Genomic DNA, 12948 nt, shown 5'->3' with positions numbered 1-12948 from the left:
TTGTGTTACTCATGTTTTTTCTCCTTTTCGGGGATTATAAAATATGAGGGTTTACACAATCTGGTTTACAGGGTCAAACTATGTTTTTATTATGAGTTTTTGAGTGATTATAGCATTGCTTTTATTCAATCAAATTTTTTCTATTGGCTAGATTTTACACCCTTAAGCTGGTTAATTTATGACAAAATATCACCCTAATGAGTATCGAATTTACAATTTCTAATCAATATTTGCGATCCAGTCAAAAAAAGGGCTTTGTTTCCTTTATTTCTGGGGTTTCTATGGTCGGTTTGATTTTATCTATCGTTACCTTGATTACCGTACTATCTGTTATGAATGGGTTTCACAAAGAACTTAGAGATAGGGTGTTAAATGCTATTTCTCATTCATATATTACTCAATATAATGGCTTGGTTGATAATTGGCAGGATTTACAAACCCAAATCAACCAACATCCTAACATTGTTAGCACTTCGCCCTATATTGAAAAATATGCTTTACTCAGTGCAAAAAATGGCGCCAAAGGCATTAGTGTGCGAGGTATTAAACCTGATTTGGAGAAAAAAACTTCTATTTTGTTAAATAAAATTAAGTCTGGTAGTGCCAACTTACTTAAATCAGACATTTTAATTGGTGCAGGGCTGGCAGCGCAATTAGGTGTGATTGTTAATGATAAAATTACACTACTTACCCCTAAATTATCTTCTGATATTATAGGCATTCAACCCAGGTTTAAACGCTTTACCATTAGTGGTATTTTTGATGCTGGAATTGGTGAGTATGACAATAATTTAGCATTTATTAGCTTAGAGCAAGCTCAAAAGTTGTACTCTATGAAAGGTCAAGTTTCTGGCATTCGACTTAAGGTTGATGATTTGTTTAATGCTAAGAAAATCACTCGTGAGGTTGTTGCCAGCTTGCAAAGTGATCAATATTATGGCGTTGATTGGACGGAACAAAAGGCCAACTTTATTAAAGCACTTAATCTTGAAAAGCAAATGATTGGTATCATATTATCACTCATTATTGCAGTGGCTGCTTTTAATATTGTTTCTATGATGGTTATGGTAGTGACTGATAAAAAAGCTGACATCGCTATTTTAAGAACTCTTGGCATGACGCCCAATCGCATTGTAAAAATATATTTTTACCAAGGACTGACAATTGGTTTGGTTGGTATTACTATTGGTAGTATTTTAGGTGTCTTGCTCTCGCTTAATATTGAAATGGTTGTTAGTGGCATTGAGTCCCTTTTGGGCTTTCAGTTCTTTCCAAAAGATGTGTTTTATATTACTCGATTTCCTTCTGAAATACACATGACAGACATCGCAAAAGTTGCCTTGGGTAGTTTTATTTTAGTCATAATCGCCTCTATTTTTCCTGCCAAACGCGCAGGAAAAATAGATATTGCCAAGGTATTAAATCATGAATAAAATTATTGAGTGTAATAGTCTTAGTTACAGCTACTTTGATGGCAAGCAAGAAACGCCGATACTTAACAACCTTAACTTAAGCGTTAAGCAAGGTGAATCAATTGCGATCTTAGGACAATCAGGCTGTGGTAAATCTACTTTACTTAATCTGCTAGGTGGTATCGACAAACCCACTCAAGGCGAAGTGCTCATCAATGGCAACAATTTAGGCTTATTAAATGAAAACGACACCACATTATTGCGTGGTAAATATCTAGGTTTTGTGTATCAATTTCATCATCTATTGAATGATTTTAGCGCACTTGATAACGTTGCAATGCCTGAGCGAATACAAGGGAAAAATCAACAATTTGCCCAAACCAATGCTGAAAAAATACTCTCAAAAATTGGGCTTGAGCACCGCCTTAACCACTTACCAAGTGAGCTTTCTGGTGGCGAGCGCCAACGCGTTGCTATCGCCAGGGCTTTAATTACAAATCCTAGTTGTATTTTGGCAGATGAGCCCACTGGAAATTTGGATGCTGAAAATGCTCATGAAGTGCTCAATCTAATGCTAACACTTAATCGTGCCCAAAATTGTTCACTAATTGTTGTTACTCATGATGAAAAAATCGCTGCAAAAATGGACAAAGCGCTTGTCTTAAATCATGGTGTATTAATCCCTCTAACCTAGACGTAAAACCATGCAAATACACCAATTACAAATGAGTTATTCGCCCGAAGAAGATCGTATTATTTTGCGTGTTGGTAGCATCACAGATGAGGAAATTTGCTTATTTCTCACTCGTCGGCTGGTTAATGATTTTTGGACAATTCTTGTTCCAGCAATGCAACAATCTGAGCCAACACTCAACGATATGCAAAGAACGCCAGAAATACCAGAAGTTAAAAAAATCAAACAAGAAATACAACACCAACAAATTATTGAAAAAAGTGATTACATTACGCCTTTTAATAAGGGAAAAGAATCTCCAGTTGGGCAAATACCCATGCTAACAACAAAAATAAGTATTAACACAAATGATAGCAATATGACTTTGATTGTTTTTTCAAGTGCTGATGGTAAAAATATCAATCTTAACCTCAATCAAGAATTGGTGCACAATTTATATGAACTCATTGCTAAAATATTACCTAGCACAAATTGGGGGCTTGTATTGAAAGGTGTGACAAACACTGCTATTATTGAAAATAAAACCAGCTCAGTATTGCATTAATAAGCCAAGGCTTTACGTAAAATAGACCCTGTAAACCAGATTGTGTAAAGCCCTCGTTAAAAATCAGACATAATCCTTTAATCTATCCTCATGCAGGATTATAAACTAATTCACTGCTTGTGACCAATTTCTAATTGGCATCGTCCATTTCTTACTGGCTGCTTCAATGGCCAAAAAGACAACTTTAAAAGCAGAATCATCGTGATTAAAAATCTTTCTATTCTTGATAGATTTACGAATCACTGAGTTTAAGGATTCAATGGCATTGGTGGTATAGACTGCCTTTCTAATGGCTTCAGGATAAGCAAATATTGTTGCTACATTATCCCAATGACGTCGCCATGATTTGGCAATGCTTGGGAACTGTTTACCCCACTGGTGTTCAAACTCATCTAATGCGAGTAAAGCCTCATCTTCACTGATGGACTGGTAAATTTGTTTAAGACTACTGGCAACCTGCTTTCTGTCTTTGTAACCCACATATTTAAGGGAGTTTCTAACCATATGCACAATACACCGTTGAACACCAGTCTGGGGGAACACGGCATTAATTGCCTCAGGAAAGCCCGTTAGTCCATCGACTGAGGCAATGAGAATGTTTTTAACGCCACGATTACTAATATCATTAAGAACGCCTAGCCAAAACTTGGAAGATTCATTTTTTGATAACCACAGACCCAAGTATTCTTTTCTGCCTTCAAGGTTCACACCTAAGGCGATATACATGGTCTTTTTGATGATTTGCTTATCTTGCCTAACTTTAATGACAATACCATCTAAATAGACAATAGGTAAATTTCATCAAGTGGACGATTACGCCATTCAATCGCTTGGGTGATAACCGCCTGCTGAGTGACATTGGATACCAATGTTGCTGAGATGTCTACATCATACATTTCTTTAAAGGTTGAGACGATGTCACGGGTACCTATGCCTTTGGCATATAGGCTTAATATCTGACTATCAAAAGCACCCAATCGGCGTTTGACCTTTTTCAATAATTAAAGGTTCAAAGCTACCTCTGCGGTCTCTTGGGATAGCAAGTTCAACTTCACCATGATTGCCTTTGACGGTTTTAGGGTAATAGCCATTACGAGCATTGCTGTCTGTATTAAGCTCGCTGCTATTTTGCCCATATTTTGGATAACCAAGATGATGTTCCATCTCAGCACCTAATGCTGCTTCAATGGTCATTTTAACCAGTGAAGCAGCGAGATCTGCTAAATCATCTTGGGTGTGGATGTCTTTGGCAAGTTCATCAGCAAAAGCACGGAGCTTTTTCTGGTTGATGCCTGTGTTGTTAAGTTGCTTTTTTTTGTTTCTTGGTATTGTGTTACTCATGTTTTTTCTCCTTTTCGGGGATTATAAAATATGAGGGTTTACACAATCTGGTTTGCCAATAGGAAGTTGCTTGTAAGTATTTAATATGTCTTGATTAATTTGAATACTGCTGACTATAACAGTTGCCTCTGTTGGCCCGTAAGTATTAAACAATTGTAAATTAGGAAAATGAGAAAGTAATAAGTCAGCCAATTTAATCGGTAACACTTCACCACACAAAATCATCAAAGTTAAATAAGGAAAATTTTCACGATTAAACGTTTTGTCAAAGCCAAACGCAAAAGAAGGCGTTGAGACCCAGATATCACAACGATACTCTAAAAATCTAGTTTTAAATAACACCGCAGTCAAGACTGGTTTTGTTATCTATTAAAACCAAACTAACACCCAAACTTAAGTGCATTAACTAGTTCAAATATAGATAAATCAAAACTCAATAATGCTTGATTCATAAACACTTGATTGACAGATAAAGAAAAACTCAGCCATGACCACGAATTGTGTAATAAATATTGGTGTAATTTGTTGATACTGTCAAAATTTTGTTCAGTCACTTCATCCAAAGCGACTAATAAGCCTAATTTTTGTTCTATTTCAAGTATTAACTCAACAATAATAACGGAATCAATCAGTCCTGACGAAATCAGCGCATCATATCATCCTCATCTAGTTTTTTAAGAACCAATCCTTGGATGATATTTTGAATGGTCTGTTTCATGAACTTATATTGGCGCTTATTTTAGTTAAAATATTTTGATCATTAACATAACACAACCTAGGCGCATAACTCTCAAGTTCTTTTTCAGTGTACACGCCGTATGCAGCAATAATTAACACATCGCCTACACTTACTTTATAGGCAGCAGCACCATTCACCGAAATAACACCAGAATTATCCTTACCACGAATTGTGTAAGTCGTAAAACGATTGCCATTATTAATATTGTATATTTGAATTTGTTCAAATGCACCAATACCTGCTGCATCTAACAATACACCATCAATTTCGCAAGAACCCTCATAGTCCAACTCAACTGCAGTTGTTGTTACTCTGTGCAATTTAGCACTCAAAAAAGTTCTTTTCATGAAAATGAACTAGCTTAAAAACTGAATCATGATACCTGCTACAATCACTGAGCCAATTACACCGGCAACATTAGGACCCATTGCATGCATTAATAAAAAGTTATGTGGATTAGCTTCTAAACCCACTTTATTAGAAACACGGGCCGCCATAGGTACGGCAGAAACACCGGCAGAACCAATCAGAGGGTTGATTTTATTTTTACTAAATACATTCATAAGTTTTGCCATTAATAACCCGCAAGCCGTGCCAATAGCAAAAGCCAACATGCCTAAAAGCAAAATACCTAAAGTCTCTAATTGTAAGAATTTATCCGCCATCAGTTTTGAGCCCACTGCTAAACCTAGAAAAATAGTCACAATATTAATCAAAGAATTTTGCGTTGTATCGCTCAAACGGTCAACTACGCCAGACTCTTTCATTAAATTACCAAAGGCAAACATGCCCAGTAGTGGTGCTGCATCAGGCAATAATAAGGCCACTAGCATTAACAACATAATGGGAAAAATAATCTTTTCAGCTTTTGAGACTTTGCGCAATTGTACCATTTCAATTTGACGTTCTTTTTCAGTCGTCAGGGCGCGCATAATTGGTGGTTGAATAAGTGGCACTAACGCCATGTAAGAATAAGAGGCGACCGCAATTGCACCCAACAAGTCAGGCGCAAGTTTTGAGGCAACATAAATACTGGTTGGACCATCAGCAGCACCAATAATGCCAATAGCAGCAGCGTCAGTCAAGCTAAAATCAAAAATCCCTATTGCGGTTAAACCAATAGCGCCTAATAAAGTTGCAAAAATACCAATTTGCGCTGCTGCGCCGAGTAATAATGTCTTAGGGTTAGCCAATAATGGACCAAAGTCAGTCAATGCACCCACGCCCATAAAAATAATCAATGGAAATGCACCGGACTCAATACCCACCACATAGAATATATGCAAAATACCGTTACCTTCGGCAATACCCGCACCTGGGATATTGGCCAAAATCGAACCAAAGCCAATGGGTAATAATAACAATGGCTCAAAATTTTTAATAATTGCTAAATACAAAAGTAGCATTCCAACCAATAACATTAAGCCTTGCCCCCAAGACATTTGATAAAGGCCTGTGTTTAGCCAAAGTGTATTTAATTGTTCCATGTCAAAATTTACAAATTATGCGAGTGTTAATAAGGTTTGGCCTACATCAACTGTATCGCCTTCCTTAATCTCAATGTCGGTCACAACACCGCTTCTAGCGGCCTTAATTTCAGTTTCCATTTTCATAGCCTCAAGAATAACCAAAATATCGCCTTGATTAATTTTTTGATTCACCTCAACCATTACTTTCCGAATAGTTCCTGATAATGGCGCACCAATAGCTTCACCTTCTGTTGTTGGCGCTGTACCAAGTATTTCTTTTTCTGCTGCTGGCATTGATGCTTTTTCTTGATCAGAAGAAGCCTTCATTGAGGTAATATTACCCCCTGCTGAAACATCAACAGTATAGGAATTACCTTTAAATGAAATGGTATAAGTCCCTTCCTCTTTGTCAGGTTTCTGGCAATTATCACCTGCCTGTGGCACTGGCTCAAAGAAATCAGGATTGTCTCGATTTTGTAAAAATAAGATACCTACTTGTGGAAATAATGCGTAAGTTAACAAATCATCAACCTTGTCTTTAGCCAAAGTAATCCCTTTCTCAACAACGATTTTATCAAACTCTTGCTCAAGAATATGCATCTCTGGTGCAATATTATCAGCAGGTCTGCAAGTAATCGGCTTGCCACCATCTAAAACTTTAACTTGCAAGGCTTGGTCAACAGGTGCAGGAGTTGCACCATATTCACCTTTAAGCACACCAGCAGACTCTTTAGTAATCGTCTTATAGCGCTCGCCAGTGAGCACATTAAGTACAGATTGCGTACCTACAATTTGAGACGTTGGTGTTACTAGTGGGATATAGCCTAAATCCTTACGTACACGTGGAATTTCAGCCAATACTTCATCCATCTTATCAAGTGCACCTTGCTCGCGTAACTGGCTTTCCATGTTGGTCAGCATGCCGCCTGGCACTTGGGATAATAAAATTCTTGAATCCACTCCTCTAAGTAAGCCTTCAAACTGCGCATACTTACAACGTACTGGCCTAAAGTAGGCATCAATTTCTTCTAGTTTTTTCAAATCTAGTCCTGTTTTTCTTGGACTATTTTCTAAAATAGAAACCACAGAATTGGTCGCACTATGACCATAGGTCATACTCATAGAGCCAATGGCAGTATCAACACGATCAATACCAGCTTCAACAGCTTTAATAATGGTAGCAGTGGATAATCCAGTTGTTGCGTGAGCATGTAATTGAATGGGAATATCAACAACTGCCTTTAATGCTTTAACCAAATCATAGGCTACATACGGCTGCAACAAACCTGCCATATCTTTAATACAAAGAGAATGTGCACCCATGTCTTCAATTTCTCTAGCCATATCTAGCCAAGTTTGAGTATTGTGTACTGGGCTGACTGTATAAGAGATAGTACCTTGAGCATGCATGCCTAATTTAATGGTTTGGTCTGTTGCAGTTTTAAGATTGCGAATATCATTCATCGCATCAAAAATCCGAAACACACTCACGCCATTTTCAGCACTTTGATCTACAAATTTACGTACTACGTCATCACTATAATGACGATAGCCTAACAAATTTTGACCTCTAAGCAGCATTTGCTGAGGTGTGTTAGGCATTACTTTTTTAATCTCACGGATTCTATCCCAAGGATCTTCCCCTAAATAACGAATGCACGAATCAAAAGTCGCCCCACCCCATGATTCTATTGACCAATAGCCAATTTTGTCTAATTTGTCTGCAATTGGTAGCATATCATCAATACGCATACGTGTTGCAAATAAAGATTGATGTGCGTCTCTAAAAACAAGTTCAGTAATTTCTACCTTTTTGCCTTGCGTACTATCAGGTTTTTTAGTTAATTTTTTTAAAAAATCTAGCATAATCTTTATGTTCCCCTATGCATTTTGATTGCTTGTTCAATAACAAATTTGGTCTCCTCATCTTTAAGTTCAGAACTATTGTTAAAATCCTGCTGATTATAAACTTTACTTTGAAGTTTTTGAATAATTATAGACATTAGTTTAGTAACGCCAACCAACAAGGTTAAAAACAAGAATACGAACCCCATACCAAACAAGGTTAAATTAAGTGCTTGAGCTATAAAATCTGTTTGTTCCATATTATGATTTTTTTTTATTAATTTGGTACCGATGGACGGGATCGAACCGTCACTCCCGAAGGAACCGGATTTTGAATCCGGCGCGTCTACCAATTCCACCACATCGGCAATATTTTTATTTGTGTCTAAAAGTAATCCTTCCTTTAGTTAAATCATAAGGTGTCATCTCAACGGTCACTCTATCACCTGGAAGAATGCGAATATAATGCTTGCGAATTTTACCGGAAATATGCGCTAAAATACGATGACCATTTTCTAATTCAACCATAAAAGTCGTATTCGGTAATTTTTCTTTAACAACGCCTTCTAACTCAATATAATCACTTTTTGACATAAATCGCTATAAATTTCCAACTAAATAAATTCGTCTATTTTACCCGATTGTTAGAGGATAGTTAAAAAATCATAAATCCAAAATCTAGCCTCTATAGAAATTGGAAACGCTTCAATCTTAACTGAATCAGTTATAATAAGGGCGCTTTTATTATGGATGTATTACATTAATGAAAATCAGTTTTGAGTTTTTCCCACCTAGAACAAACCAAGGTAAAGAAAAACTAATCCAAGTTAGGCAAAGTTTAAGTGTGGTATCGCCTGAATATTTTTCAACCACTTTTGGTGCAGGCGGTACAACACAAGATGTAACCCTAGAAGCGGTGTTAGACATTCAAAAAAATGACAATATTCCAGCTGCGCCACATCTATCTTGTATTGGCTCAGAAAAGTCTAACATTGTTGAATTATTGGATAAATACAAATCTGCAAATATCAATCGTATTATTGCACTAAGGGGTGATATTCCTTCAGGTGTGCGTGATATTGGCGATTTTCATTATGCCAATGAATTGGTTGAATTTATCCGATCTGAATATAATGACCACTTCCATATTGAGGTAGCAGCTTATCCTGAAATGCACCCACAAGCCAAAAATATTGCAAGTGATTTATCACACTTTGTTAACAAGATTAAAGCGGGCGCTAATGGCGCAATTACACAATACTTCTATAATGCTGATGCCTATTTCAGGTTTAAAGACGATGTGCAAAAATTAGGCATAGATATCCCAATTACACCAGGCATTATGCCAATTACTAACTACACTCAACTGCTTAACTTTTCTAATATGTGTGGTGCGCAAATTCCAAAGTGGATTTTAGAGCGCCTCAAACTATATGAAAATGACCTAGAATCACTTAGTGGTTTTGGTTTTGATGTGGTTGCTAATTTATGTCAAACACTCAAAAGCCAAGGTGTAGATAGTTTTCACTTTTACTCAATGAATCGTGCAAATCCCTCTCTTAAACTTGCAAAAAGTATAATATAGTTACACAGCATAACATTTTTCTAATTTAAATTAGATTGGTTTTTAACCCAATACTGAAGTTTATGTAAGGGTTCTTTGTCTTGAGCATGGCAGCACTTCTCAAGCATATCTAAGCGACTACCTAGTTCTTCAAATACCATCACATAATGCTCATTCCTTAGCCCTTCTTTATAAAGCTTAGATTTGAGCGAGGTGATGATGCTGATTAACATTTGTTCATTTTCTTGTTTGGCAGTATCGACCGCACCAGCTTTAAACATAGCATCAGCTTTGATTTGTTGCATTTTTTGTATGTGTTTATCTTGCTCTGAATGCAAGCTTATTTTAGGATAGGCCAACCTAATACTATCCGTTGTTACGTAGCCCTCATGGGTTTGCAGCTTGCCCGAATTGATTTGTGCTTGAATTTGAGTGCGACTCACCCCAAGTTTACGTGCTGCTTGTGAAACGCTTAATTTAATCACATCATCCTCCAAAAGCCATCAAAGATAGCTGATAAATTAACTAGGTTTTACTGGTTTGTCAAGTGTATTAAGATTTGTTAATACTGAAATAATACCATTATCATTAGTATTCGGCGTGACCAATACTTTATCAAACCCGATTGAATTAACATAAGTTTTTATTCTGTCACTTAAAACCACTAATAAATATTTTTTAAGCTTACTAATATCAAGAATTTGGCTGGATATTTCTACTAGTGATTTCATGCTGTCTATGCTGGTAATGTTAATAATACCTTCATTGCTTGATAACAGTTCATCAAGTGATTGACGATGTAGAGCGTTAATATCATGACTCACACGCTCATACACTTCAACGTATTCAACTTGATTATCTTGCTTAATTAGGCCTTGCTTTAAGGTTTCTCTACCGCCTCTACCTCTAAAAATTAAAATCGTTTTATGATGCAAGTACTTCACACTATCAAGCGCTAAAAGCGTTTCACTGGAAGCATTTTCTCTAGGAAAGTCGTCAATCCTTGTGTCATTCTCGCTTAATTTTCTGGCGGTAGTACTACCCACTGCAAAAATCTGATGATAACTCATTGTTTTAAGAATTTTTAAGCCGTGTTCAACAGCATTGGTACTAATAAAAATAACCACATCATAATGACTTTTTTCTGCTTTGGCATCAATAGGATTAAGCTTTAACGTTGGAAACAAAAGTGGCTTATTGCCACTTTTAAGCACCATAGATTGTAGTTCTTTTACTTGTAAAAGTGGTCTAGTTAGTAATACATTCACCAACTAAAACCCTAGTATTTCGGCAATAATTCGTATTTTATTCAACGTTTCACTTTCTGCATGTTTGCAAATAAGTACAGTTTTGGTGTTAATAAGCGATATGTCTTGTAAAAAATCCCGAATTTGCTTTTCATCCCAAACGTTAGAAGTGTAAAGAATAGGTAATTGATTAAAATACAAATGTTTATTTGCGATTAACTTAGTATTTAAATCAAGTTTTAGTTTTTTATTAGACTGGAGACATACTTGGTAATCACTTAATATCGACATTACTTTATCACTTGGTTGTTCATCAAGTTCAAAAAATAAGTTAAATTGAGACCGATATTGATAAATTGGTTTAAGCTTTGATGCCAATTGAGCCGCATCTAATAACTGCGCCTGTTCAATAGATATAACTAATTCAAACACTTCATCGGAATCTTCTAACTCTGTAAATATTTGCTCAAGATCTTCTTCAGTATCAATTTTTAAAGCCAAAGCTTTGAATAAGGTTGAGTAATAATCAAAACGCCATTCATTAGGCAAATCATCAGGGTAAAAATCATCAAGTAAATCTAAGCCACTACGACCAATTAAGAATTCTGTTTTGTTCATTTGGGTTTATATGTCTTTTATAATAAGTGAAAGTTTTATACAAAGATCTCTTTATTAATTATGCCGGATATTCTACTACCAATTATTGCCTTATTATCAGGATTTGTACTTTTAATTTGGAGTGCAGATGAATTCACTGAAAATGGGGCAAAAATTGCCAATATCTTTAAGATATCGCCACTCATTATTGGATTAATTATCTTCGGATTTGGCACCAGTGTACCTGAAATGTTAGTGTCAGCACTTGCTGCTATAGAGGGCAATACAGGGCTTAGTATTGGCAATGCCATTGGTTCTAATATTTTCAATATTGCCCTAGTATTAGGCATTAGTGCAATTATTAGCCCAATTGAAGTACACGGGGATATTTTAAAAAAAGAATGGCTATTTTTAATGATTGCCACACTTTGTGCGGGGCTATTATTATGGGATTACCGTCTTGGTTTTACAGATGGCATGATTTTATTGTCTTTATTGGTTTTATTTTTTGCTTACACCTTTAGGCAAGCAAAAAATAAAACACATCATGAATTTGATGAATTTGAACACAATGTGAGTAAAACTCAGGTTAAAAAAACTTGGGTAATGTTGATTGTGGGTTTGGTGGTTTTGGTCTCTAGCGCGAAGCTTGTGGTTTGGGGCGGGGTGGAAGTGGCTAAAATATTTGGTGTTTCAGATTTAATTATTGGGCTTAGCGTGGTGGCACTAGGTACCAGCTTGCCAGAACTAGCAGTATCAATCACAAGTGTTTTGAAAAAACAATATGCAATGGTGGTAGGCAATGTCATCGGTTCTAATTTATTTAATACCATTGTAGTATTGGCCATACCAGGGTTAATTCATCCGTCAGATGTGCCAGTAGAAGTTATTAATAGAGACTACCCAGTCATGTTATTATTGACTATATTATTACTTGTTGTCTCTTATAAATTTAACAAAAAACACATTATTAATCGTTTTGGAGGGTTTGTCCTTATTGGGGTGTTTGGTCTTTACATGTGGCAATTATTTTGAAATTAACCCTTCACGGCGAGTCTGAGACTTATGATTTTGCACATCAATTAGCTCAGTGCGCTCAGTTGGTTGATAATTGCATAGTTATTTATTTAGAAGGTGATTTAGGGGTTGGAAAAACCACTCTAGCTAGAGGATTTATTCAGTTTTATGGGTTTGAGCGAGTTAAAAGCCCTACCTACTCTCTGGTAGAAAGTTATGTTAATGATAAAGTCAACATCCACCACTTTGACTGTTATCGATTAAGCGATGCACAAGAGCTGGAATATATTGGTATTCGCGAATATTTAGTACCCGGTCACATTCAACTGATTGAATGGGCAGAGTTAGGCAAAGGCATGATTGCGCCAGCAGATATGATCATTAAAATTACTGATGATTTTGATAAGCGTGAACTAGACATTACCACACATACACAAGTTGGAAGTCAGCTACTCACATGTATCAATTAATAAAAAATC

Annotated in this window: 15 protein-coding genes, 1 tRNA gene and 1 pseudogene; 6 read left to right on the top strand and 11 right to left on the bottom strand. The window is 36.3% G+C overall.

Annotation, left to right across the window (positions count from 1 at the left end):
• The first annotated feature begins 197 nt into the window (after positions 1-197).
• The 3 genes from CVFO_RS02970 to CVFO_RS02960 are packed head-to-tail and all read left to right on the top strand — an operon-like array spanning position 198 to position 2650.
• On the top strand, positions 198-1433 hold the full coding sequence (locus CVFO_RS02970) for a lipoprotein-releasing ABC transporter permease subunit (RefSeq protein ID WP_201340119.1): 1236 nt from the start codon (positions 198-200) through the stop codon (positions 1431-1433).
• Positions 1426-2106 carry a lipoprotein-releasing ABC transporter ATP-binding protein LolD gene (gene lolD, locus CVFO_RS02965; RefSeq protein ID WP_201340118.1) on the top strand — a complete coding sequence of 227 codons (681 nt, stop codon included), beginning with the start codon at positions 1426-1428 and terminating at the stop codon, positions 2104-2106. The genes CVFO_RS02970 and lolD overlap by 8 nt, the downstream gene beginning before the upstream one ends.
• Positions 2107-2116: 10 nt before the next feature.
• A complete protein-coding gene (locus CVFO_RS02960) occupies positions 2117-2650 on the top strand; it encodes a hypothetical protein (RefSeq protein WP_201340117.1) in 534 nt (177 codons plus the stop codon).
• Between the two features lie 105 nt (positions 2651-2755).
• Here the strand turns inward: CVFO_RS02960 and CVFO_RS09100 are convergent.
• From CVFO_RS09100 to infA, 8 genes and pseudogenes are all read right to left on the bottom strand, one after another.
• Positions 2756-3940, bottom strand: a pseudogene (locus CVFO_RS09100) (IS256 family transposase).
• Between the two features lie 72 nt (positions 3941-4012).
• Positions 4013-4333 carry an AMP-binding protein gene (locus CVFO_RS02950; RefSeq protein WP_201340116.1) on the bottom strand — a complete coding sequence of 107 codons (321 nt, stop codon included), beginning with the start codon at positions 4331-4333 and terminating at the stop codon, positions 4013-4015.
• 372 nt (positions 4334-4705) lie between these two features.
• Positions 4706-5077 (bottom strand): aspartate 1-decarboxylase, encoded by a 372-nt coding sequence (gene panD, locus CVFO_RS02945; protein ID WP_201340115.1) that lies wholly within the window; start codon positions 5075-5077, stop codon positions 4706-4708.
• A gap of 9 nt (positions 5078-5086) precedes the next feature.
• Positions 5087-6217 carry a sodium ion-translocating decarboxylase subunit beta gene (locus tag CVFO_RS02940; RefSeq protein WP_201340114.1) on the bottom strand — a complete coding sequence of 377 codons (1131 nt, stop codon included), beginning with the start codon at positions 6215-6217 and terminating at the stop codon, positions 5087-5089.
• A 15-nt stretch (positions 6218-6232) separates the two neighbouring features.
• A complete protein-coding gene (oadA, locus tag CVFO_RS02935; RefSeq protein ID WP_201340113.1) occupies positions 6233-8065 on the bottom strand; it encodes a sodium-extruding oxaloacetate decarboxylase subunit alpha in 1833 nt (610 codons plus the stop codon).
• Positions 8066-8070: 5 nt separating this feature from the next.
• Complete coding sequence (locus tag CVFO_RS02930) at positions 8071-8304, bottom strand: OadG family protein (RefSeq protein ID WP_201340112.1); 234 nt, start codon at positions 8302-8304, stop codon at positions 8071-8073.
• 23 nt (positions 8305-8327) lie between these two features.
• Positions 8328-8412 (bottom strand) — tRNA-Leu (locus tag CVFO_RS02925).
• A gap of 7 nt (positions 8413-8419) precedes the next feature.
• A complete protein-coding gene (gene infA / locus CVFO_RS02920) occupies positions 8420-8638 on the bottom strand; it encodes a translation initiation factor IF-1 (protein WP_201340111.1) in 219 nt (72 codons plus the stop codon).
• A gap of 169 nt (positions 8639-8807) precedes the next feature.
• Between infA and metF the strand changes: the two genes are divergently transcribed.
• Entirely contained in the window at positions 8808-9629 is an 822-nt protein-coding gene (metF, locus tag CVFO_RS02915) for a methylenetetrahydrofolate reductase [NAD(P)H] (protein WP_201340110.1), read from the top strand.
• A 20-nt stretch (positions 9630-9649) separates the two neighbouring features.
• Here the strand turns inward: metF and CVFO_RS02910 are convergent, their stop codons facing one another.
• Genes CVFO_RS02910 through CVFO_RS02900 form a run of 3 tightly spaced genes read right to left on the bottom strand, consistent with a single transcriptional unit; the run spans position 9650 to position 11473 of the window.
• Positions 9650-10093 carry a hypothetical protein gene (locus tag CVFO_RS02910; RefSeq protein WP_201340109.1) on the bottom strand — a complete coding sequence of 148 codons (444 nt, stop codon included), beginning with the start codon at positions 10091-10093 and terminating at the stop codon, positions 9650-9652.
• Between the two features lie 36 nt (positions 10094-10129).
• Positions 10130-10876: a uroporphyrinogen-III synthase gene (locus tag CVFO_RS02905; protein ID WP_201340108.1), complete on the bottom strand. Its 747-nt coding sequence runs from the start codon at positions 10874-10876 to the stop codon at positions 10130-10132.
• Between the two features lie 3 nt (positions 10877-10879).
• The gene (locus CVFO_RS02900) at positions 10880-11473 is read right to left on the bottom strand and encodes a hypothetical protein (RefSeq protein ID WP_201340107.1); all 594 of its coding nucleotides are present in this window, start codon (positions 11471-11473) and stop codon (positions 10880-10882) included.
• A gap of 60 nt (positions 11474-11533) precedes the next feature.
• On the opposite strand from CVFO_RS02900, the gene CVFO_RS02895 reads away from it, so the two are divergent.
• The gene (locus CVFO_RS02895) at positions 11534-12487 is read left to right on the top strand and encodes a calcium/sodium antiporter (protein ID WP_201340106.1); all 954 of its coding nucleotides are present in this window, start codon (positions 11534-11536) and stop codon (positions 12485-12487) included.
• Positions 12472-12939, top strand: a complete 468-nt coding sequence (gene tsaE, locus CVFO_RS02890; RefSeq protein WP_201340105.1) for a tRNA (adenosine(37)-N6)-threonylcarbamoyltransferase complex ATPase subunit type 1 TsaE — start codon at positions 12472-12474, stop codon at positions 12937-12939. The genes CVFO_RS02895 and tsaE overlap by 16 nt, the downstream gene beginning before the upstream one ends.
• The last annotated feature ends 9 nt before the right edge of the window (positions 12940-12948 follow it).

Source organism: Isorropodon fossajaponicum endosymbiont JTNG4 (genome assembly GCF_016592615.1).
Taxonomy (GTDB): Bacteria; Pseudomonadota; Gammaproteobacteria; order PS1; family Pseudothioglobaceae; genus Ruthia.
The sequence above is the reverse complement of the archived record's forward strand: the minus strand, read 5'-3'. Positions and strand labels throughout refer to the sequence as shown.

Bases quoted from the DNA above. Each gene is read 5' to 3' on its own strand.
- CVFO_RS02970 (WP_201340119.1), top strand. From the start codon at position 198: ATGAGTATCGAATTTACAATTTCTAATCAATATTTGCGATCCAGTCAA.
- lolD (WP_201340118.1), top strand. From the start codon at position 1,426: ATGAATAAAATTATTGAGTGTAATAGTCTTAGTTACAGCTACTTTGAT.
- CVFO_RS02960 (WP_201340117.1), top strand. From the start codon at position 2,117: ATGCAAATACACCAATTACAAATGAGTTATTCGCCCGAAGAAGATCGT.
- panD (WP_201340115.1), bottom strand. From the start codon at position 5,077: ATGAAAAGAACTTTTTTGAGTGCTAAATTGCACAGAGTAACAACAACT.
- CVFO_RS02940 (WP_201340114.1), bottom strand. From the start codon at position 6,217: ATGGAACAATTAAATACACTTTGGCTAAACACAGGCCTTTATCAAATG.
- oadA (WP_201340113.1), bottom strand. From the start codon at position 8,065: ATGCTAGATTTTTTAAAAAAATTAACTAAAAAACCTGATAGTACGCAA.
- CVFO_RS02930 (WP_201340112.1), bottom strand. From the start codon at position 8,304: ATGGAACAAACAGATTTTATAGCTCAAGCACTTAATTTAACCTTGTTT.
- infA (WP_201340111.1), bottom strand. From the start codon at position 8,638: ATGTCAAAAAGTGATTATATTGAGTTAGAAGGCGTTGTTAAAGAAAAA.
- metF (WP_201340110.1), top strand. From the start codon at position 8,808: ATGAAAATCAGTTTTGAGTTTTTCCCACCTAGAACAAACCAAGGTAAA.
- CVFO_RS02900 (WP_201340107.1), bottom strand. From the start codon at position 11,473: ATGAACAAAACAGAATTCTTAATTGGTCGTAGTGGCTTAGATTTACTT.
- CVFO_RS02895 (WP_201340106.1), top strand. From the start codon at position 11,534: ATGCCGGATATTCTACTACCAATTATTGCCTTATTATCAGGATTTGTA.